Annotated in this window: 23 protein-coding genes; 11 read left to right on the top strand and 12 right to left on the bottom strand. The window is 65.0% G+C overall.

All coding sequences use genetic code 11. The features are described from left to right. Window positions 1–25: 25 nt before the first annotated feature. Window positions 26–1,381: a sigma 54-interacting transcriptional regulator gene (locus SADO_RS09530; RefSeq protein ID WP_353110946.1), complete on the bottom strand. Its 1,356-nt coding sequence runs from the start codon at window positions 1,379–1,381 to the stop codon at window positions 26–28. On the opposite strand from SADO_RS09530, the gene SADO_RS09525 reads away from it, so the two are divergent. After that, complete coding sequence (locus tag SADO_RS09525) at window positions 1,380–2,486, top strand: DUF3080 family protein (RefSeq protein ID WP_353110945.1); 1,107 nt, start codon at window positions 1,380–1,382, stop codon at window positions 2,484–2,486. The genes SADO_RS09530 and SADO_RS09525 overlap by 2 nt on opposite strands. Here SADO_RS09525 and SADO_RS09520 read toward each other — a convergent pair. Continuing rightward, complete coding sequence (locus SADO_RS09520) at window positions 2,483–3,040, bottom strand: hypothetical protein (RefSeq protein WP_353110944.1); 558 nt, start codon at window positions 3,038–3,040, stop codon at window positions 2,483–2,485. The two genes, SADO_RS09525 and SADO_RS09520, sit on opposite strands and share 4 nt — an antisense overlap. Window positions 3,041–3,210: 170 nt before the next feature. Here SADO_RS09520 and SADO_RS09515 point away from each other — a divergent pair, with 170 nt between their 5' ends. The 6 genes from SADO_RS09515 to sppA all read left to right on the top strand — a co-directional run bounded on the left by SADO_RS09515 (window position 3,211) and on the right by sppA (window position 7,807). Beyond that, on the top strand, window positions 3,211–3,630 hold the full coding sequence (locus SADO_RS09515) for a glycine zipper 2TM domain-containing protein (RefSeq protein WP_353110943.1): 420 nt from the start codon (window positions 3,211–3,213) through the stop codon (window positions 3,628–3,630). Window positions 3,631–3,651: 21 nt separating this feature from the next. After that, complete coding sequence (locus SADO_RS09510) at window positions 3,652–4,005, top strand: PepSY domain-containing protein (RefSeq protein WP_353110942.1); 354 nt, start codon at window positions 3,652–3,654, stop codon at window positions 4,003–4,005. Window positions 4,006–4,051: 46 nt separating this feature from the next. Then, window positions 4,052–4,771, top strand: coding sequence for a response regulator transcription factor (locus SADO_RS09505; protein WP_353110941.1), 720 nt, complete (start codon window positions 4,052–4,054; stop codon window positions 4,769–4,771). Next, window positions 4,771–6,111, top strand: a complete 1,341-nt coding sequence (locus tag SADO_RS09500; RefSeq protein WP_353110979.1) for an ATP-binding protein — start codon at window positions 4,771–4,773, stop codon at window positions 6,109–6,111. The genes SADO_RS09505 and SADO_RS09500 overlap by 1 nt, the downstream gene beginning before the upstream one ends. A gap of 170 nt (window positions 6,112–6,281) precedes the next feature. Beyond that, window positions 6,282–6,794, top strand: a complete 513-nt coding sequence (locus tag SADO_RS09495; protein WP_353110940.1) for a hypothetical protein — start codon at window positions 6,282–6,284, stop codon at window positions 6,792–6,794. Between the two features lie 2 nt (window positions 6,795–6,796). Then, window positions 6,797–7,807, top strand: coding sequence for a signal peptide peptidase SppA (sppA, locus tag SADO_RS09490; protein ID WP_353110939.1), 1,011 nt, complete (start codon window positions 6,797–6,799; stop codon window positions 7,805–7,807). A gap of 28 nt (window positions 7,808–7,835) precedes the next feature. On the opposite strand, the gene plsB is transcribed toward sppA, so the two are convergent. Genes plsB through SADO_RS09465 form a run of 5 tightly spaced genes read right to left on the bottom strand, consistent with a single transcriptional unit; the run spans window position 7,836 to window position 13,762 of the window. Further along, window positions 7,836–10,346, bottom strand: coding sequence for a glycerol-3-phosphate 1-O-acyltransferase PlsB (plsB, locus tag SADO_RS09485; RefSeq protein WP_353110938.1), 2,511 nt, complete (start codon window positions 10,344–10,346; stop codon window positions 7,836–7,838). 23 nt (window positions 10,347–10,369) lie between these two features. Continuing rightward, window positions 10,370–11,068, bottom strand: coding sequence for a hypothetical protein (locus SADO_RS09480; protein WP_353110937.1), 699 nt, complete (start codon window positions 11,066–11,068; stop codon window positions 10,370–10,372). 12 nt (window positions 11,069–11,080) lie between these two features. Continuing rightward, entirely contained in the window at window positions 11,081–11,830 is a 750-nt protein-coding gene (locus tag SADO_RS09475; RefSeq protein WP_353110936.1) for an MlaA family lipoprotein, read from the bottom strand. A 34-nt stretch (window positions 11,831–11,864) separates the two neighbouring features. Then, window positions 11,865–12,944, bottom strand: a complete 1,080-nt coding sequence (locus SADO_RS09470) for an NAD-dependent epimerase/dehydratase family protein (RefSeq protein WP_353110935.1) — start codon at window positions 12,942–12,944, stop codon at window positions 11,865–11,867. After that, window positions 12,944–13,762, bottom strand: a complete 819-nt coding sequence (locus SADO_RS09465) for a lysophospholipid acyltransferase family protein (RefSeq protein WP_353110934.1) — start codon at window positions 13,760–13,762, stop codon at window positions 12,944–12,946. The genes SADO_RS09470 and SADO_RS09465 overlap by 1 nt, the downstream gene beginning before the upstream one ends. 123 nt (window positions 13,763–13,885) lie before the next feature. Between SADO_RS09465 and SADO_RS09460 the strand changes: the two genes are divergently transcribed. After that, window positions 13,886–14,707, top strand: a complete 822-nt coding sequence (locus SADO_RS09460) for a ParB/RepB/Spo0J family partition protein (protein WP_353110933.1) — start codon at window positions 13,886–13,888, stop codon at window positions 14,705–14,707. Between the two features lie 31 nt (window positions 14,708–14,738). Here SADO_RS09460 and SADO_RS09455 read toward each other — a convergent pair whose 3' ends face one another. The 4 genes from SADO_RS09455 to SADO_RS09440 all read right to left on the bottom strand — a co-directional run bounded on the left by SADO_RS09455 (window position 14,739) and on the right by SADO_RS09440 (window position 16,463). Then, window positions 14,739–14,924: a hypothetical protein gene (locus tag SADO_RS09455; RefSeq protein ID WP_353110932.1), complete on the bottom strand. Its 186-nt coding sequence runs from the start codon at window positions 14,922–14,924 to the stop codon at window positions 14,739–14,741. 42 nt (window positions 14,925–14,966) lie between these two features. Then, window positions 14,967–15,332, bottom strand: a complete 366-nt coding sequence (locus tag SADO_RS09450) for a c-type cytochrome (protein WP_353110931.1) — start codon at window positions 15,330–15,332, stop codon at window positions 14,967–14,969. A 17-nt stretch (window positions 15,333–15,349) separates the two neighbouring features. Next, window positions 15,350–15,700 carry a c-type cytochrome gene (locus tag SADO_RS09445; protein ID WP_353110930.1) on the bottom strand — a complete coding sequence of 117 codons (351 nt, stop codon included), beginning with the start codon at window positions 15,698–15,700 and terminating at the stop codon, window positions 15,350–15,352. A gap of 91 nt (window positions 15,701–15,791) precedes the next feature. Continuing rightward, window positions 15,792–16,463: a hypothetical protein gene (locus tag SADO_RS09440; protein ID WP_353110929.1), complete on the bottom strand. Its 672-nt coding sequence runs from the start codon at window positions 16,461–16,463 to the stop codon at window positions 15,792–15,794. Window positions 16,464–16,522: 59 nt separating this feature from the next. On the opposite strand from SADO_RS09440, the gene SADO_RS09435 reads away from it, so the two are divergent. The 3 genes from SADO_RS09435 (at window position 16,523) to SADO_RS09425 (ending at window position 19,593) form a co-directional block, all read left to right on the top strand. After that, window positions 16,523–16,795: an acylphosphatase gene (locus SADO_RS09435; protein ID WP_353110928.1), complete on the top strand. Its 273-nt coding sequence runs from the start codon at window positions 16,523–16,525 to the stop codon at window positions 16,793–16,795. A 51-nt stretch (window positions 16,796–16,846) separates the two neighbouring features. Beyond that, window positions 16,847–17,584: a hypothetical protein gene (locus SADO_RS09430; protein ID WP_353110927.1), complete on the top strand. Its 738-nt coding sequence runs from the start codon at window positions 16,847–16,849 to the stop codon at window positions 17,582–17,584. A gap of 398 nt (window positions 17,585–17,982) precedes the next feature. Continuing rightward, window positions 17,983–19,593 (top strand): peptide chain release factor 3, encoded by a 1,611-nt coding sequence (locus SADO_RS09425; protein ID WP_353110926.1) that lies wholly within the window; start codon window positions 17,983–17,985, stop codon window positions 19,591–19,593. On the opposite strand, the gene SADO_RS09420 is transcribed toward SADO_RS09425, so the two are convergent. Then, window positions 19,590–21,122 carry a Ppx/GppA phosphatase family protein gene (locus tag SADO_RS09420; protein ID WP_353110925.1) on the bottom strand — a complete coding sequence of 511 codons (1,533 nt, stop codon included), beginning with the start codon at window positions 21,120–21,122 and terminating at the stop codon, window positions 19,590–19,592. The two genes, SADO_RS09425 and SADO_RS09420, sit on opposite strands and share 4 nt — an antisense overlap. Between the last annotated feature and the right edge of the window lie 14 nt (window positions 21,123–21,136).

Here is a 21,136-nt window from a genome sequence, read left to right as displayed (position 1 = left end):
GCACAGCGGCCCAGGTATTGACGAGCTAGCGCCCGCCAACCGTGTACAGGCCATGGCTGGCGTGGGTTTCCGGTTCCCATAGCGCGAGCGCCTCGTCGATCGCATCGCGCTCGATCAACGGCGAGCGCCGCGTGGCGGCGGTGACGAAAGCCGTCTCGATCACCCGGATAAGGGCGCGCGTGTTGCCGCGCCACGGGCAGTTGCAGACCGCCTGCCAGGCCGCGTGGGTGAGCCCGGCCGGCGCCTGCCAGGTCGTGGAGCGCCGCCGCATGTTGTCGAGCGTGACCGCAAGCACCGCGACCAGATCCTCGCGCCGCACGGCCAGATCGGGCAGATGCAGCACCTGCGCCGCCAGGCGGGCGTGTTCGTCCATGTTCACGGAAGAGATCAGCGTGTCCCAGTTGCGGTTCGAGGCGAACACCAGGGCACATTCGAGCGGCCGCTTGGCCGACGCGCCGTAGGGTAGGTACTGACCGGAATCGAGTGCTTCCATGAGCACTTCCATCACCGATCCCGAAACGCCGTGCGACTCGTCGAGGAAACACACGCCATCACGCGCATGCGAGAACGCGCCGGTGCGCGAACCGGCGCCGGCGAACGCCCCCGAGACATGGCCGCAGAGCAGCGATTTCATGGCTGCCTTGTCGTCGGTGGATTCGGAGGACAGGTTGACGGTTACGAAATTGCCCCGCTGCCGGCACAGATAGTAGTAATAGGCCAGCGATGTCTTGCCGGCACCTGGCCCGCCGAGCAGATAGATACGCTCGATGTTGTTCTGCGCCAGCTCGGTTAGATAGCTGAGCAGACCGCGCAGTTCCGGACTCAGGCAGAAGAAATACTTGTACTCGCGCGTCTCGACTTCCGTGGATACCGGCATCGCAATGATGTTGGTCTCGTATACCGGCTCCAGATAGGCCTCGAGACGCGAAATGACCACACTCGGGTCGCGATCCACGAGCAGGCGCAGGCCGTGAACGGCGTTGTCGCGCGCCGCATTGGCGAGCCAGCCGCCGAACGCGGTGAGATTGTCCGGCGACAGGCCGACGATCAGAACCGGCAGACCATCGTCGCGCGCTTCGCGCTGGACGCGTACGGCGTGTGCGAGGGTCTCCAGTGTTTCGAGTTCCGGGTAGAGCGCGAACACGGCATCGACCGCAGGCACCGCGCCGACGGGATCGGCCAACGGCGTACAGGCCATGGGCGAAACCGCTTCGACGATGCGCTCCTGAATCGCCTCGTTGAGGGCCAGGCGCGATTCGACGTGCACCGCCACCCGGCGCCGCGCCGGCCGGACATTGTCGATCTGATTGTTCTTGCGAGCGCCGAACATGGCGTTCTCTCCCGGCAACTGGACCCCAAGCAGGATCGTATCGCGCCCCATGCGCACTGACGAGACGGGTACGACATCGCGACACGCCCGCCCTTTCGCCCGGGTGATGAGGGCCGGGCTCCTTCTGCTGATCTTTATCGGCGGCTGTAGCGCAGCCGATAGCCCGGGCGCCCGATTCGACGACTATCTCGACCGACTTGCCCGCACGCTCGACCGCGAGATTCCAGTCCAGCCGGCACCAACGCGCACTGGCTATCCGCCGCGGCGGGCGCTGCTGCAGCCGATCGATACGCCGCGTACCGGCTGGATCGGATTCTTCCAACTGAACCGCTGCGGACTGATGAACCTGGTCTCGGAGCGCAACAGCATCCTCGGGCGAGTGGCACCGCCCCAGGCACTACTGGCCTACGAGTCGCAGGTATTGGAAGGCCTCGTCGACTGTCGTGCAGAACAAGCCGAGGATGCCGACGACGCCGAATTTCTGGCGCGCCTGGTTACACTCATCGCCCGCAAGCAGGCCAACCGCGCGCCTACGATCTGGAACGAGACCTGGGCGAGCGAGGCCATGGCTCATCTGTTCAGCGTTGCAGGCGGCGACGCCGGCCTTCAGCCTAGTCTCGCCGGGCGCGGTAGCCGCCAGGCACTCGCACGATTGGCCGAGCGCATTGCGGCTTTCAACACGGGCGAGACGATCGCGCGCGACGAGCTGGCAACGATCTACGAAACGCTGGACGCCACCGAATACGGCGGGGCACTACAGATCGCAGCGCTGGAAGCGGCCGCGGCACTGGAACAGGCCACCGCACTCCTCAACGCCCGTCTCGCCGACCGGCCGTTATGCTTCAACCAGCGGCCCAATCGCCGGGCGCGGGTCTTGCGCACGATCCTGCTCGATATCTATGGCCAGGGCGTACAGCCCTATCTCGCGGATCTGGTACGCGCAGGCCGTCTGTGGCGCGACGCCACCGGACGGCTCATCGAGGTACAGAGCACCCTATTGCCGACGGCATTCGAGACCTATCGTCGCGAAACGCTGTCCAGCGACCACGGCGTCTGGGAACGGCTGTCGAAGGCCATCGAGACCCATACCGAGCGCTGGCAGGACGCGCTCGGCCAGTGCGATCTCATGCCGGGCACGCCCGCGCCCGCGGATTAGCGCCGATCGCTGCCGATCGCACGCTGAGCTGGCTTGATCGCCCGCCGCGGGCGATCGATGGCGCGGCCATTACGGGCACGGTCGCGATCATGGCCATAACCACGGTCATGGCCGCCAAAGCGATCGCGATGTCCACGACTGTGGCCGTGGCCGTTATAGCGTGGCGCGGCGGGCGCGCCATAGCGGCCATAGGCGCCCGGCCCATAGCGTTGAATCACCCGCCTCTCGCGCTGATCGCCGCGATAGCTCGGCCCATAGGCATAGCCGCCATCGTGACGATCGCTCCGGCCGTGACGATGGCCGGGATTGCGATAACGTGGGTACACGGGCTGGACCGGCGTCCGATATTCTTCGTAGCGAAAGCCGCTCGACGGGCCGAACACCTGGGTCTGACGACGGCTGTTGTAGCTGCCGAAAGGCGTCGAACGCTGCTGCTGGTCGATGATCACGATGCCCGAGTTGTCTGCGGCGACCGCCGTGGTCGTGGCCAGCAGCGCGGTGGCGCCGACAATGCTCGCGGCGCACAGGGACAGAAATCGCAATCGTATGGGCATGACGGCACCCTCCTCGCGGGTACGGCATCGACTTTGTATGGAGTCTTGGCTCGCGCGCGTGAATGCGCCATGAATGAGCCTGTCCCGCCGCGCGGCCAGCGGCTCGAGAATTAAGCAGGCGTTCAGCGCTTCAGGCCTAGCGTTTGCATTATAGAACCGGGGACCATGCAATGACATCGAACACATCCTTCGCCAGCCGACTCGCGCTGATCACCACACTGCTCACCGGTGTGTTGTTTGCGGCCGGCTGTGCCAGCAATCCGAAACCGCAGGTCGACCCGATCTTCCAGGCCGTGCCCGGTGGAAAATACGACTGCTATTACCAGACGGATGACCGCAACGTGGCCGTTAAAGGCGCCACGAGCACCGCGGGTCAGGCCGTGATCGGCGGCGCGGCCGGCGGACTGCTCGGCAACCAGTTCGGCGGCGGGTCAGGCCGCGATATCGCCACCGGCGTCGGCGTGGCCGCGGGTGCGGCTGCGGGCGCCTGGAACGCGAAGCGCATGGAAAACAATCGGACGAACGATTGCCTGCAGCGCCAGAACACTTATCAGGGCGGTTATCAGCCGGCCAACCAGAGCGGCTACTAGCCCGCTCGAGCGGCTGCCATCATGACCTCCTCCCAACCACGCCGACATTGGCGCACGCTGCAGATCGCAGTCTGCGTGACCGCGCTGCTCGGCGGCCCGACGCCAGCGCTTGCGCAGATGAGCGGCAACGCGCTGCGCGCGCCGCTGGCCGAAAGCGCCGGTCCCGGCAAGGAACGCGCGCGCAAGACAGCCGAGCGCGACAGCCGCCCGAAACCCAACGTGGCACCAGGCGAGGCTGCACGACGCGCCTCGCGCGAATACGGCGGGCGGGTGCTCAACGTGGTGCTGGAAGACGGCCCGGGCGGCCCGTACTATCGGGTCAAACTGCTCGATGGCGGGCGTGTCCGTGTGGTGCACGTCGAGGCCCGCCACTGAACCTGCGCCTGTCGGCGCCTTCACAAACCGGATTCTGAGAGAACCTATGCGAGCACTGGTCATCGAGGACGACGTCGATCTGCGCGAGCAGATCTGCGCCCAGCTGCGCAGCGACGGCTTCGCGGTCGACGCGACCGGCGAAGGCGAAGAAGGCCTGTTCTTCGCGACCGAATATCCCATCGATATCGCGATTGTCGATCTCGGCCTGCCCGGGCCCACCGGACTGGATATCATCCGCGAGGTCCGCGAAGCCGGACTCGACTATCCGATCCTGATCCTCACCGCGCGTAGCCGCTGGCAGGACAAGGTCGAGGGGCTGGAAACCGGCGCCGACGATTACGTGGTCAAGCCGTTCCAGCCGGAAGAGCTGACCGCGCGCATCCAGGCCCTGGTTCGACGCTCGCGCGGCTGGGCTCAGCCGAAACTGGAATCCGGCGATATCGTGCTCGATACGGCCCGCCAGGAGGTTTTCGTCGCCGAGGAATCAGTGGAACTGACCGCCTACGAATACCGCGTGCTCGAGCACCTGATGCTGCATGCCGGCGAAGTGGTCTCCAAGACCGCGCTGACCGAACATATCTACGAGGAGAACGCCGAACGCGACTCCAACGTGATCGAGGTGTTCGTGCGGCGCCTGCGCGCCAAGCTGGACCCGGAAGGCACGCGCAAGCCGATCGAGACCCTGCGTGGACGCGGCTACCGGCTGTCGCGCGGGCTTTCGCGTAACGCCGACGCGACCACCGGCGCAGACGCGACCGACTCGTGATGAACTCACTGCGGGCGCGGCTGCTGGCCGCGACCGCGGTTCTCCTGCTCGCTTTCATCGTGCTCACCGGCGTTGCGCTGGAAACCGCTGTGAGCGAGCGCGCCGACCAGGCCGAGCACGATCGCCTGCAGGGGCTGAGTTATGCACTGCTAGGCAGCGCGGAAATCACCGACGACGGGGGTTTCAAGCTGGCGCCACGCGTGCTGCCCGAATCCGACCTTACCCGTCCCGATTCCGGCCTCTATGCGCTGGTGCTCAACGAGGACGGCGAAACCGTCTGGCGCTCGCCTTCGCTGCTCGACCCGGTCGACATGCCGAGTCTGCCGGCGGTGGGCGAATGGCAGTTCATGCGCATTTACCCCGAAAAGGGCACGCTGATCACGCTGTCCTTCGGTTTTCGCTGGGTGACCGACGGCGGCGAAGACTTTCGCTATACGCTGGTCGTGGCCGAGGACGCGAGTACATTCATCAAACAGATGCAGCGTTTTCGCGGCGTGCTCTGGGCACTGCTCAGCGCCTCTGCGCTGGTCCTGCTAATCGTCGAATTGCTCATCCTGCGCTGGGGCCTGGCGCCGCTTCGCCGGCTGGCACGCAACCTGTCCACACTCCAAGCACACGAAAAACGGCGTATCGAGGGCCGCTATCCGGACGAGATCCAGCCGCTGGTGAGCAATCTCAACACCATGCTCTCCAACGACCAGGCGCGGCTGACCCGCTATCGCAACGCACTCGGCGATCTCGCGCATAGCCTGAAGACGCCGATGGCCGTGCTGCGCGGACTCGCCGAGGATCAGCGCCTGGAGGAAAGCCAGCGCAAGCCGCTGCGCAATCAGCTCGCGCGCATGAACGATATTCTCGACTACCAGTTGCAGAAGGCCGCCGCGGCCGGCAAGCGCAGCCTGACCGCCTCGATTTCGATCGCGCCGATCGCCGAGAAGCTTGCCCGCGCGCTGACCAAGGTCTATGCCGAGGACGGCACCCGGTTCCGCGTTCATATCGATACGGGCGTCAAGGCGCCCATCGATGAGGGCGACCTGACCGAGCTGCTCGGCACGCTGATGGACAACGCCGCCAAATACGGCAACGGCCAGGTGGACGTGCGCGCCGAGACCCGCGACGGCGATCTCCACATGCAGATCGACGACAACGGCCAGGGCTTCGGCGATGGCTCCACCGAGCGCCTGCTCGAACGTGGCGTGCGCGCCGACACCAACCGCGAAGGTCAGGGACTCGGGCTGGCGGTGGCCGCCGAGATCGTGCGCTCCTATACCGGCGAGATCACGCTCACGAACTGCGAGAACGGCGGTGCACGGGTGGCCATCGTGCTGCCGGCCGGGTGATAGGATCGACAGCACCCGTGTTTGCGCCGGCGGCATAGCTGCCGCGGCGCTTGCCCGGCGTGTCGATTGCCCCAAGGATTTCAGACAGTGTCGACGCAGGGCCTGCGCGTATTGCAGATCGCGCGCCAGGCCACGCGCGGCTTCATCTATCGAACAAGACGTCTTGCATCATGAAAAACTCGGATACCGCACGCCCACTCGATCCCGAAAAACTCGATCCCGAGGCGCTCGACCCCAAGACCTATCACCGCGTGATCGGCCCGGCGCTCAAGGCGGCCGCGGATGTGGCGGCCAAGCGCGGCCATCCGACCCTGCATGACGACATGCCAGCCATGCTGGCGCTCGTCGACATGGTCACGCGCCTCGCGGATCTGTTTGCCGAGCACTATCCGGAAACGGCCAAAAACGAGCCGATGCTCGAGAATGCCGCCACCGGCGCCTGCGTGATGGTGTTCCAGCAGGCCAAGATGCCGGCCGACGCTATCGGCCAGTGCCTGGCCGCGCTCGAAACCGCCTATCGCCAGCTCTATGAGCACGACGTGGTCGATGAGGCGCGCCCGTTCATCGCCATGGCCTGGGAACATCTGGACGACGAACAGCGCGGCGAAGCCGAGAAATGCCTCCAGCAGGCTTCCGAGCGCGTGATCGCCGCGATCGAGGCCTGGCAGACGCAGGTCCACTAGCCATGCCCCATTTTGCTGCGACCCTGCGTACCGGCCTGTGCGCCACGGTGCTTGCCACCGCCCTGCTCGGGCTGGCTGGCTGCGTGGTCATCTCGCCGTTCGGCGGCCATGACGACCAACTGCGAGAGACCACGGTCCAGGGCGATGGCGACAGCAAGATTCTCTGGCTGCCGATTTCGGGGTTCATCTCGGATGCCCCCAGCCGCCAGGCGTTCGGGCTGGTCCAGCAGCAGTCGACGCTGGCGACGGTCACGCGCGCGCTCGACAAGGCTGAAAAGGACGACGACATCGGCGCCGTCGTACTGCGGATCAACAGCCCCGGCGGCACGGTATCCGCCGCCGACGAGATCCATGCCCGCATTCAGCGCTACCACGAAACCACCGGCGTGCCGGTAATCGCCAGCTTCGGCGGCGTGGCGGCATCCGGCGGTTACTACGTGGCCATGGCCGCGGATACGGTGATCGCGCAGCCGACATCGATCACCGGCTCGATCGGCGTGATCATTCCGAGCGTCAACGCGAAGGGGCTGCTCGACAAGCTCGGCGTCGAGGACGCCAGCTATGTCAGCGCCGAGCACAAGGACATCATGTCGCCCCTACGCGAGGCGAGCCCCCAAGAGCGCCGGATCGTTCAGGACGTGATCGATTCGCTGTTCGCGCGCTTCGTGAGCGTGGTGAAGGCCGGCCGCCCGAATCTGGACAGCAATCATCTGGCCGAGATCACCGACGGCCGGATCTTCGCCGCCGACGATGCCAAACGGCTGGGCCTGATCGACCGGATAGGCCATATCGACGACGTGCTCGCGCTGGCCCGCGACAAGGCCGGCGTGGACGAAGCCCGCGTGATCCGCTATTACCGCGGACGTAGCGCGCCGCGTTCGATTCTCGCCGAGGCGGCAACTGGCAGCGGCATGAATTTCAGTGCCGCGGGAGTGCCGATCGATCTGTCGGTCGACAGCAATGCCGGCGCGTCACAGCCGCTCTATCTCTGGCAGCCGCCCGGCGCCCCATAAGGAGCGCCACCGACTCGCACCTCGCGATTCAGCCGGCCGATGCAGTCTTGGCGGCGTCGCTGCCTTGCGCGTCGCCGTCTTCGAGATGCGGCAGCGAGGTGAGGTGGGCGATCGACTGGCGCAGATCGGGGCCGAGCAGTTGCAGCGCATGCTCGGCGACATCCCGCAGCGCTTCGTCGATATGCAACTTGTTGCCCTGCTGTTGCAGCAAACCGACCCGCACCAGGGTCTGCAGATGATTGCGGAACAGGCGTGAATCGAAGAATTCCGGGCTGTTGCGGCCGGTCAGAATCGCCATGCGCTCGGCCATGAGCTGGCACTGGCGCTCGAAGCGACCGCGTTCGACGGTGCCGGCCTCGAGATTGTGGCTCAGCAGCATCACGGTCATCGCATAACGCTCCAGCGCTTCTCGCATGATCCGCGAAAGACTCATCAACGCCGCAAAGGCATTGCTGCCGGCCTCCGGCCGACGTAGCTGGCCGGATTCGTCGGTCAGCAGAAAGCCACAGTCCAGCAGGCCATCGATCGCCTGATCGAGTGCCTCGCGCGCCTGCTCCAAAGGCCAGCGCAGAAACAGTTCGGAGGCCAGCAACGGATACAGCTCGACCGCGTCATCCAGCACGCGCGCGCGATCCCGATGCTCGAAATGGGCAAAGAAATTGGCCACCAACGACGGCAGCGCGAACAGGTGCATGACGTTGTTGCGGGTATAGGTCAGCAATACGGCCTGACGCGATTCCACAGTAAGCACGTCGCCCCAGGCATGGGGCACACGGATCAGGCGCATCAGCGGCTCGGCCTCGGCGAGCAGCTTGTGGCCGTCGGTTTCGGCGGGGGCGGTGGCATCGCGCGAATACGGGCTGCGGCGCGCCAGCTGGGCGAGCAGCGACAGCGTATGGACCATTTCGTCCTCGGCGACCGCCTTCTGCGGGCTGCCAAGCAGCACCAGCGAGGCCAGGCCCGAGGCATTGAGCGTGGCCGTGGCGTTGATGCCTTCCATCACCCGCTCGGCGAGCGCGGCCACGAAGTCCTGCAGCCAGCGCGGGCGCGCATCCATATCCAGCGTGCGCATCTGTTGGCGCCAATCCGGCAGGTGCTCGTCGGCATAGGATTGCAGGTCGATCGGCTCGCCGAAGGACACGAACACCCGGCCGTATTTGCGCTTGAGCACCTTGGTCGAGCCGCGTACGAGATCGCCCATCGATTCGCCCTTCTTCGGGCGCGTGCCGCGCAGCTCGTCGAAGTACTTGTTGACCTCCATCACGCGGTCGTAGCCGATATAGACGGGCACGATCGCGGCCGGCGCGCCCTTGCCACCCAGCGCGCTGGTCACGGCCATCGAGAGCATGCCGGTCTTGGGCGACAGCAGCCGGCCGGTGCGGCTGCGCCCGCCTTCGGGATAGAACTTCATCGGCTGGCCGCGCGTGATCAGCACGTCGACATAGGCGCGGAATACCGCCGTGTAGAGTCGATCGCCCTTGAAGCTGCGGCGCAGGTAGAAGGCCCCGCAACGACGCAACAACGCGCCGACCGGCCAGAAATTGAGATTCACGCCAGCCGCGATCTGCGGCAACGCCAGGCCTTCCTTGTAGAGGATGTAGGACACCAGCAGGTAGTCCATATGGCTGCGGTGCGAGGGCAGATAGATGACCTCACGCCGGTCATGCGTGGTGGCACGCAGGCGCGCGAGATGACGCACGTCGACGCCGTCGTAGATGCGGTGCCACAGCCAGGTCAGCACCCGCAGCATGAAACCGATGGCGATATTGGAATAGTCGGCCGCGATCTCGTTGGCGTAATCGCGGGCGCGCGACCGGGCCGCGGAGACAGTTACGTTCTCGCGCCGTGCGGCTTGCTCGATACCATGCTGGACATCCGGATCGGCCAGCAGCGAGTTGATCAGCTGGCTGCGACGCGACAAGGTCGGGCCCAGGGTCGCAGCACGCTGGCGACGGAAATGGATACGCAGCACGCGCACGAGCTTGCGCACCATGGTGTCCGGCGCGGCGTCCTCGTCCAGGAAACCGCGGTAATCGAGGGGTTGGCCGAAATGCACCAGCGTATTGCGGCCATTCGCGAGCACGATCAGAAACTTGCGCAGCCGCCCGGTACGGTCACTGTCGGCAAACAGAATCCGGAACAATGAGGTTTCCTTGACCGGGTTGCGGCCCCAGAAAACCGACACCGGCACCATCTGCACGTCGAAGGACTTGTCATGCAGGCCGCGCGAGACAATCCGGTGCAGCTCGGACCGTTCACGGCTGCGCCCCACCGGCAGCGCCAGCACCACCGCGCGCTGCATGCTCGGCATGCGGTTGCCCGCGAGCTGCGGGCGCGGCAACCCATGTTCGGCACAGACCACTTCCAGGGCCAGCCAGTCCATGACACTGGCTACCGGCAGCACGTAGCACACCGGTTTATCGCTCGCGAGGGAGAGCTCTTCGAGATCCGAGGGCGAGGCATGGGTGTTGATCCATGCACGCAGCGGCCAGCGCAGCAGCGGCATGAACAACATCAGGAAACGCAGCAGAAAACTCATTGCTTATTTGCCTGTGACGCTTTTTAGCCGGAACGCACGAAAAAACGCACGATCTCGCGGGTACGCTCGCCGATAGCGCGGGCGACACGCTCGACCGGGCCGCGCTCGGCGAGCAACGCACGGTCGGCCGCTGTCGCAAGCGAGGGCGCGAAACGTACTCGCAGTTTGGCGAGCGCGCTCTCGTCGGCGCCCACGAACTGCCGGAAAACCCAGTTCCACGGCAGGTTCCAGACCTGCCCGCGACACACGCGGGCGACAAAATCGACGATATATGGCGTGCCGTCATCGCCGACCAGCATGTTGCTGGGCGCACGCAAATCACAGTGGGCGACGCCGCGCTCGTGCATTGCCTGAACGAGCGCTTCGAGCCGCTCATAAGCAACCTCGGACGGCCGCGCCTGCGGCCAGGGCGTGGCCGGCAGATACTCGATGAGTACACCGCGCGCATCCAGCTGGCGATAAATCTTCGGAATGCCGGTGATACCAGCCAGGCGCCGCAGCGCGCTCGCCTCGCGCCAGATCAGTACCGGCGCGAGGACGCGCCCGAACCAGCCCGGCGTACGGGCATAGTCCTTGAACACGGCCCGCGCCTCTCCGTAGACGACCAGCGCCACCTCCGGCTCCGTGCGGCCACCCGCCTTGTAGTACTGGCGCGCATGGGCATGCAACTGCACCCGGGTCAGCCCCTGCAGCGCCTGGAGATCGGTCCGGTCCTGGGGCATGCGGGTCCCGGGCTAAGCGCCGCCGTCGTCTTCGCTGTCGTCGCCGTACATGCGCTCGGCCGGCACGTTGCCATCGTAGACCGCCTTGAGGCGGTTCTCGAGGTAATAGCCACGCATGAACGCATAGGGGTCGAACTGCTGGGCCAACGTTTCCTCGAAGCCGAGCAGGCTGGCCCGGTAATTGATCAGTTCCAGCGCGCGCAGGCTCCAGACGATGTAGTCGTAGTCCTCATCCACATAGGTCAGCGGATAGAAGAACTGATCGCCCAGACGGCCGGTCAAATCGCGTCCGCTGCTCGGCCCGAGGAACGGCAGCACTAGATAAGGGCCCTGCCCCAGCCCCCAGTAGCCGAACGTCTGGCCGAGATCCTCGTCCACTTCGGCCACGCCCACGGCGCTGGCCACGTCGAACAGGCCGCCCACGCCGGCGGTGGTGTTGACCATGAAACGCCCGAGCGAGGTATTGAACGACCCCCATTTGAGCTGCAGCGCGCTGTTGGCCATGTTGACCGGCTCGCGCACGTTGTCGAAGAAATTGCCGACGCTGCGCTGTACCGGGTCCGGCGTGATCGTGTCGTAGCCGCGTGCCACCGGCTGGAGCACGTAGCGGTCGGCGGTGTCGTTGAACTTGTAGACCGCGCGGTTGACCGGCTCGATCGGATCCCAGGGATCGGACGGCGGACTGTGTACGCAGCCGCCGAGCACGAGCAACCCGAACAGGCCCGAAAGCGAGAGCAGCCGTTGCGGCAACATTTTCATCATGGTCATCCTCGAGGTATGAATACGCCGCCGGCGCCTACTTGCCGCCACGGTAATGGGCGAACAGCTCGGTCAACGAATGTTGCGGCTTGAAGTCGAAAGTACGCGCGAACAGCCCGCCATCGATGATCACTGCATACTTGAAGAAATCGATCAGATAGTCCGGGGGCGCGTAGCGGCCCAGTGCCCGTACCGATCGGCGCGCGAGCGACGGCGGCACCGAAGGCAGGAACAACCGCCGGCATCCCGAGCGCTGCAGCGCATCCTGATATGCCACGTAATCGTCAGGCGCGACATTGTATACGCCCGGACGGTTACGCTCGAATGACCGCACCACGGCCGCGGCCATGTCCTCGACATGGATGAACTGCATCAGCGGCGAGAAACCGAACAGGCAGGGCGCGACCGACTGCGACAGCATCCGGCTGATCTCGTTATTGATGCCCGGCCCGGCGATATTGCACGGCCGCAGGATCGCGATATTGAGTTCCGGATGCTTGTAGAGATGGATGTTGAACAGATTTTCCAGTTCTACCGCATCCACGATCTCGGGCATGAGATTGGCCGCGCGCATCGGGTACTCCTCGTCGATGAGCGAGGGGTTGCGCGCGTCGGCGCCATAGACGTGATACGTCGATAGCGCGATCACCTGTTCCACACCGTATTTGCGTGCCAGGCGCAAAAGCCGCGCGGTGCCGACCACGTTGGCTGAATAGCGCCGGTTGCGTGTCGACTGCGTGAAACGAATACGCCCGAGATGGATGATGCCCATGAACCCGTGTTCGCGGAACACATCCTCGAACGGCCGGGTGTTGAAATCCACGACGTAGTCGACGGTGTCTGGATAATCGGTCTGCAGGCCGCGGAACTCGACGCCGACAACCTCGTAATGCTCCTTGAGCAGGGCGATCACATGCTGCGCCAACGCGCCAGCCGCGCCGGTGACAAGCACCTTGCCACGCGTACCGGTCCCGATACCTTCCGCCTTGCGGGTGGCGCTGCGCCGGTTGCGTGTGGGCGCGCGCCGGGCCGGCGTCTTGCGTCGCGGCGTGGCGTTGTCTTCGGTTGCGGCGGCCGTCGGGTCGATGTCGTTCTTGTTCTCGGTCGACTCGGTCATCAAAAAATACTCTTGCGCTGGGCGATGCCGGTATCGATCAGATCACGGATGGCGTCCTTGACCTCCTCGACACGCCATTCGACATCACGCTCGTTACGCGCATCGTTGGCGAAGTGCATGGGTTTGCCGAAGTTCAGGAAAACCCGGGCCGGCAACGGCACCAGTGGCGCCAGCGGGAAATACGGCATGCCCAGCATCCGCGCGAGCGGCTTGATATTGACCAGCGAGGGCATCGTTTCTTCGCAGCCGACCACGCCCACCGGCACGATCGGCGTGTTGTGCTCCATGGCGAGATGCATGAAGCCATGGCCGAAACGCTGCAGCTGGTAGCGCAGCCGGTACGGCTTGCCCGAGCCACGGATGCCCTCGGGAAACACCACGATGGCCTCTTCACGCTCGAGCATCTTGGCGCAGTTCTTCGGATCGCCGATCACCCCGCCGACCGAATTCATCCAGTTGCCCAGAAAAGGCACCGACGGAAACCAGCGCTCGATCATGGAACGCGGCAGACGCGCGTCCTCTTCCTTGTTGGCCACCGAAAAGCTGACCATCACCCCGTCCATGGGAAGCTGGCCGCTGTGATTGCCGATGATCAACAGCCGGCCATCACCAGGGATATGCTCCAGGCCCCTGGCCTGAACGCGGAAATAGTTCTCATACAGCCAACGCACCGCGGTGAAGGTGATCTTCGCGGTATCCGGATTGAGCCCCCAGGGGTCATAGCCCTGGCTGCCGATGTTGTGCATGGGAAGGCCGTCGACGAGCCGGTCGACATCGCGACCCACGGTACGCGGCTTGAGAAACTGCCGGGTGCGCATAGGACTCCTCGAACGGTACGTCGCTCCGCGCTGGGGAAGGACGCGCCTTTGGTTTTACACTGCAGCCTGTGACCATCGAGCTTAGCACGCAGATCGCGCTGCCTAGCACCCTGCAGGCCCCCGATGCCCAATGATTCCACTGTTGTCGACCAGCCCGGCCAGCGCGTCGTCTCGCTCGCCATCGAGCTGATTCGCCCCGGCCCCAGCCAGGCCCGTACCGCGTTCGACGAGGCCGGCCTCGCCGAGCTCGCAGCCTCGATCGAGACCTCCGGCATCATCCAGCCGGTGGTGGTACGCGGCGACGCCGAGACCGGCTACCAACTGCTGGCCGGCGAGCGCCGCTGGCGGGCCGCCCAGCGCGCGAGCCTGGCGGAATTGCCCGCGATCGTGCGCAACGATCTCGGGGCGGCCGAGGCAGCCGTTCTCGGGCTGATCGAGAACCTGCAGCGCGAATCGCTGGGAGTGATGGACACCGCCCACGGCCTCGCGCGGCTGTGCGAGGAGCACGGCCTAACCCACGACGCGGTGGCCCGGCGGATCGGCAAGTCACGGGTATACGTGACCAATTACCTGCGTTTGCGCCAGCTCGCCGCGCCGGTACAGGCGCGGTTGGAAGCCGCCGAACTTAATCTGGGCCATGCCAAGGTGTTGGCCGGACTGGCCCCGACCCATCAGATCGAGCTGGCGCGACTGGCGGCGACGCGCCGGATGAGCGTGCGCCAGTTGGAAACCGCGGTCAGGCGCCTGGAAACAGGCGACACGTCGTCGCAGTCGACCACCGACCACGGCATGGCGGAACTGGAAAATCAGCTGGCCGATCTGGTCGGCAACACGGTCAAGATCGACTACGACGCCGATCGCCGGCGCGGCGAGCTACGTATCGCCTTTCATGATCTCGACGAGTTCGACGGCCTGCTCGCACGGCTAGGGTACCGCAGCGACTGACGCATCGCGCCCCAGCGCGAGGTGGGCCGGTCTAGCGGCGGGGCGGGCCGCCCGACGGGCCGCGAGTCTTTTTCACTGCGCCCATGAGGCCGAAGCCGAGGATGATGGCCGCGCCAACACCGATCCACACCGGCGGAACGCTGAGCGCATAGGCACCGTAGGCGAGCGCGCCCGCCACGATGATGATGCCGATCATGTAAACCGCAAAGTTGGACATCGTCTAATCCTTGAAAAGCGCAGCCGCCCGGCCCTTGTAAACCTAGTCGAGGCTTGGCGTGTGCAGCGGGCTTTCCTGCTTGCTGTAATAACGAGCCAACGCCTTGAACTGGTCGTCGGTCATGCCCTGAACCTGGCCGGCCATGATGCCGTTCTTGCGCTCGCCGTCGCGATACGCCTTGAGGCTGTGCAGCAGGTAGTCCTGATACTGCCCCGCCAGAGTCGGGAAGTTTTCGGTCTGGGCCACGCCCTTCTTGCCATGACAGCTGGCGCAGGTCTGGGTGGTTTGGGACACCCAGTCACTGTCGGCCGGCTTGTCCTCACCGTGGCCGGACTCGGCCGAGATGCTCGCACCGGCAAAACCGCACAGCGCCAGGCAGATCAGTCCACGCGTGAATGCATGCGTCATCGTTGCTCGCCCCGCCATTACGGCTTCAGTTGCGACAGGTAGGCCGCAATGTCCTTGATGTCCTGATCACTCAGACTCGATGCCTGTGCGTGCATGGTCGAGTGCTTGCGTGCGCCGTCGCGATAGGCCTTGAGCGCGGCCACGACATAAGTCGCGTTCTGACCGGCGATCCTGGGCACATGGTAAGTCGGATACGCGTTGCTGTAACCCGGAATACCGTGGCAGCCCACGCAGGTATAGAAGCGCTCCTTGCCGGCAGCGGCATCCCCCGGTGCATCAGCGTTGTCCTCGGACTGGGCGAACGCTGGAGCGCTCGCGAAGGCGCAACAGATCAAGGCCAACAGGGCCTTACGCCAACTCTGCATCATCAAATTCTCCCGGTAACAGCACGCGCCATGAAGCGCGGCGCAGCGATATGCTCTTGTAAAACCGCCCATGAGTCAATTCGCACGATCGGTTTCAATCGCCGTCGCCATAGGGCAGCGTCGGCTCCATCACCTGGGCGATGCTGGCGTTGAGATTGAAGCCCGTGCCGCTCTTCTGTCGGTCGCGACCGATGTCGCGCTCGTCGAGCTGAAGCATCGCCAGCTGGGCAACGCCCCCTGCCGGCCCGCCGGCAGGCCCCGACCAGACGCCGATACGTGGCTCGCCTGTACCGGCACGGGGCAGCCCGCCGCCATACATGCCGCGCAGCGGCTCGGGCATTAGCGCGTCGGCGCCACCGTCCAACGGCGAAGTGCTCATCTGGATGTCCACCCAGCTGCGCCAGCGACGCGCCGCGATCGACTCCAGATGCCGAGCCGGCAAGCGCTCCACGACGCCGCGCGCAAGGGCTGCAGCGGCATCGCGACCATAGCGCACCAGGCCCCCGCCCCCGTCGCGGTCATGCGCGAGGCGCTCGCGCTCTGCGCCGGGAACCGGCAGCTTGAGCGCGCCGTCCATATGGGCACGTACGCGCACTGTTTCGCCGTAGCCATGGGGCGTGCTACTCAACGCGACAGTGGCCGTCAGCCAGGGCCGACCGCCGTAGGGATTGGGCACCCGAAACTGGATCGTGGCGTCATGGGCCCGGGCCATGGACTCGTCCCGCCCGGCCAGCCGACGCACTCGTCGACGAATGGTGTTGAACATGGGCCAACCTGCGCCATCTAGTGATGGAACGATTATAATGTGCGTTAGCGGATACTCCCATGCAGCATACCCGACAGTTCATCGTTAGCGGCCGCGTGCAAGGCGTCGGCTTTCGCGCCGCGACCCAGGACAAGGCGCGCGAACTCGCGCTCGCCGGCTGGGTGCGCAACCTGTCGGACGGTCGTGTCGAGGCCGTCGCGGGCGGCGATCGCGATGCGGTGGCCGCCTTGAACCGCTGGCTCGAACAAGGCTCGCCGGCCGCACGCGTCGACTCAGTCGACGAACAGCCCACCGACGCCGACAACCTGCCCCAACCGTTTACCGTACGCTGACCCCGACGCGACACGCGGGGTGCCGGCACAACGTCTTAATCTTCTACGCCCATGAACAATTCGAACGCAACGCTCCTGCCCCGCTGGCTCTGGCTGGCGGTTCCCGTGGTGGTCTATTTCGGCCACTACGTCGCCCGCGCAGTCTTCAGCAATCCGGTTTACGACACATGGTTCCGCCATGAATCCGGCGTGACTGAAACCGCGACCGTGGCACTGCTGGCTCTCTCACTCGTCGCCGGCCTGTATGTGACCCGCTGGGCCTGGCGTCAGGGAGATCGCGCGCTGACCGTGTTCTTCGCGATATTCGCCCTGGGATGCCTGTATTTCGGCGGTGAAGAAGCCAGCTGGGGGCAGCACTGGTTTGGCTGGGCGACACCCGAGGAGTGGCGTGCACTCAATAACCAGGCCGAGACCAACCTGCATAATTCGAATGCGCTCGCCGGATCGTTGCTGGACCAGCTGCCACGCAACCTGATGACCGTCGGCATGCTCATCGGCGGCGCGATCCTGCCCTTGGTACGGCGTGTCCGCGGCACGGCCTACGCTCCGGGCAGTTTCCGTTACTGGATCATGCCGGGTATCGCCTGTGTCGCGATCGGCTTCATTGCGCCGTTGTCCTCTGTACCGGAGAAGATTTTCGAGGCTGTCTTTGGCGACGTTCCCTTCCCATTCGACATCGATGCAGGCGAGGTCAAGGAGCTGATGTTTGCGTTGTTCTTGGCGCTCTATATCGCTGAGGTCATCGCACGTATTCGCGTCTGGCAGAAGAGCTCGAGCCAGCGGCACTGAGGCCCAGGCACGCTTTTCGGGCCTTGAGTACGGCAAAATACGCGGCAAACAGGCGAGATTCGCCGAGAACCGAAAGACATCAATGACAAAAGAAAGGCCCGGATCGGGAGGGCAGCCGATCCGGGCCTGAAGAATGGCGCCGCCAGGGGGAGAGCGGCACCAGCATCGCAGCGCAATCGCTCGGGTAGGATGCGCGCTGCGTTAACGCAAAAACCGGTGAAGGGGGAACACCGATTCTGCGAAGACCGGCGGGCGTTGCGCCTTGCCGGCTTCGAGACGAATTATAGGCAGGAGCGATCGTGATTCCTAATTGCATTTCTTGTTGCTATGGATAGCGCTGCACTATACAGCTACTTTTATCAGCCGATACAGCCTTTTATAGCGACCGGGAGCCATCGATGAGTGCGTCACCCGCCCTCGACAACACGCCCACAGCGCGCGAAGCGACCAAGCGTCGGACCTTCGCCATCATCTCGCACCCCGACGCGGGCAAGACCACGCTCACCGAGAAGCTGCTGCTGTTCGGCGGCGCGATCCAGCTCGCCGGCACGGTGAAGGGGCGCAAGGCCAGCCGCCATGCGACCTCGGACTGGATGGCGATGGAGCAATCGCGCGGCATTTCCGTGACCACGTCGGTGATGCAGTTCCCCTACAACGAGCGCATCGTCAATCTGCTCGATACACCGGGCCATGAGGACTTCTCGGAAGACACCTACCGCACGCTCACTGCGGTGGATAGCGCGCTCATGGTCATCGATATCGCCAAAGGCGTGGAGCCGCGCACGATCAAGCTGATGGAAGTCTGTCGACTGCGCACCACGCCGATCTTCACTTTCATCAACAAGATGGACCGCGAAGGCCGACCACCGCTGGAAGTGCTGGACGAGATCGAGGAAGTGCTGGGCATCACCTGTGCCCCGATCACTTGGCCGATCGGCATGGGCAGCCAGTTCAAGGGCGTCTATCACCTGCTCGAGGACAAGGTGCATCTCTACGAGGGCTCCGACAACGAAGCCGGCGGCAAGACGGTCACGCTCGACGGGCTCGACGATCCGCGCCTGAAAGAGATTGCCGGCATCTTTTACGACGACCTGCTCGAGGAGATCGAGCTGGTGCGCGAGGCCGGCGAAGGCTTCGACCTGGAGATGTATCGCGCCGGCGAGCTCACGCCGGTGTTCTTCGGCTCGGCGGTGAACAACTTCGGTATCCGCCCGCTGCTCGATGCCTTCGTCGAATGGGCGCCTGCCCCGCTGCCGCGGGACACGACCAAGCGCGAGGTCGTCCCCTACGAGGAGCCGCTGTCCGGCTTCGTGTTCAAGATCCAGGCGAATATGGATCCGCAGCATCGCGACCGTATCGCCTTCATGCGGGTGTGCTCGGGCCATTACGAGAAAGGCATGAAGATGCAGCATCTGCGCGCGGGCAAGGAGATCCGCGTCAACGATGCGATCACCTTCATGGCCAACCGGCGCGAGGCCGCCGAAAGCGCTTGGCCAGGAGATATCATCGGCATCCACAACCACGGCACCATCGCGATCGGCGACTGCTTCTCGCAGGGCGAGGATCTGCAGTTCACTGGCATTCCCAACTTCGCGCCGGAGCTTTTCCAACGCGTGGTGCTGCGCGACCCGCTCAAGGCCAAGGCGCTGCACAAGGGTCTCGACCAGCTCTGTGAAGAAGGCGCGACCCAGGTGTTCCGCCCGATCAACAACAACGACGTGATCCTGGGCGCGGTCGGCGTGCTGCAGTTCGACGTGGTCGCCGAGCGGCTCAAGAACGAATACGGCGTGAAGGCCACGTTCGAGCCGATCAACGTGCATACTGCGCGCTGGATCTACGGCGAAGACCGCGAAATGCGGCGTTTCCGCGACCGCATGGATGACGGCGTGGCCGAAGACCACGGCGGCGCGCTGGTCTATCTGGCGCCGACCCGCGTGAAGCTGCAGCTTACCGAGGAACGCTGGCCGGAGATCACCTTCGCCAGCACCCGCGAGTACAACGCTGGTTAGTCGTCAGTCCTGCTGACCAGGCGGATATCGGCTCGTCCGAGCAACTCAGCCTCGCGGTCGAGATCGGCCTGCGTGAGCGGGCGCTCGGCGAGCCAGTGGCTGTCACCCACCAGCCGGATTTCGCGCTTGCCCACGCGCAGGCGCACCGGCGGCGCCAGCTTCGGGTTACGACCGCGATGCAGGATCACCGCCAGGCGTAGGACGATGACCAACTGACGGGCGAGCGCACGCCATTCTGCCGGCAGCGCTTCGATCAGATCGGCGCGAAAGCGCCCGCGATGCAGGCGCACGAGCGTGGCCAGCAAGGCCTGATCCGTCCGCGAGAAACCCTGCAGATCTGCATTTCGCAGAATGTACTCGCCGTGCTTGTGATAGCCCTTGTGGGATATCGCCAGGCCGATCTCATGCAACAGCGCCGCCCAGCGCAGCAGGCGCAGCGCCATGCCACTGGCGTACGCGTCGTCATTCTCGTCGGCGTAATCGCCCAGCAGGCGCTTGGCGGTCTTGGCTACCCGCTCGGCCTGGGCCTGATCGACGTCGTAACGATTCATTGCGGCCAGCACGCCGCTTTCACGCGCGTCGCGATCGTGCAGGCGGCCCAAGAGGTCGGCCACCACGCCTTCTCGCAGCGCCTTGTCCGAAACCCGCATCGCCTCGATGCCGAGGCTTTCGAAGATGCCGGTCAGCACCGCCAGGCCACCCGGGAATATCGCCTTGCGGTCATCCGACACGCCGGGCAGATCGAGCTTGTCCAGGCGCCCGGCCTTCACGATCGCGCGGCCGAGCGACTTGAGGCCCGCCGGGGTAATGGTTTCGTCCGCGCTTTGAGCACCCGTCGCGCGCAGGATTGATTTCACGCTGCCCGAAGCGCCGATCGCGATATCCCAACCGGCGTCCCGATAGGCGCGCGCGATCGGCTCGAGCGTGAGGCGTGCGTCGGTCACGGCGGCTTGCCAACTCTTGCGGGTGATCTTGCCGCCGCCGAAGAAACGCTGCATCTGCACGACCGCGCCGAGCGAGATACTTTCAACAAGCTGGGGCGCGCCCATCTCGCCGATGATCAGTTCCGTCGAGCCGCCGCCAATGTCGATAACCAACCGACGCGGCTGTTCGCGGCCGAGGTCCTGAATCACGCCGCCATAGATCAGGCGCGCTTCTTCGACACCGTAGATGACTTCCACCGGGTGACCGAGCGCTTCGCTGGCACGCGCCAGGAACGCGTCGGCATCGCGCGCGCGGCGTAACGTATTGGTACCCACTGCCCGCACGTGGCCGGGCGCAAGCCCGCGCAGGCGCTGACCGAAGCGTTCGAGACAGGCCAGCGCGCGGTCGGCCGAATCGGCATCGAGGGTGCGATCTGCGGACAATCCGGCCGCCAATCGCACCGATTCCTTGAGCCGATCAACCACATGCAACTTGCCGGCGTCGTCGCGGACCACGATCATGTGGAAGCTGTTGGAGCCGAGATCCACGGCAGCGACGGTTTGCGGCGCTGCCTGCACGGCGCGATTTGCCAGACTGTCGCTCATGGCCAATGCCTAAG

Source organism: Salinisphaera dokdonensis CL-ES53 (assembly GCF_040361215.1).
In the GTDB taxonomy this organism is placed as follows: domain Bacteria; phylum Pseudomonadota; class Gammaproteobacteria; order Nevskiales; family Salinisphaeraceae; genus Salinisphaera; species Salinisphaera dokdonensis.
The sequence above is the reverse complement of the archived record's forward strand: the minus strand, read 5'-3'. Positions and strand labels throughout refer to the sequence as shown.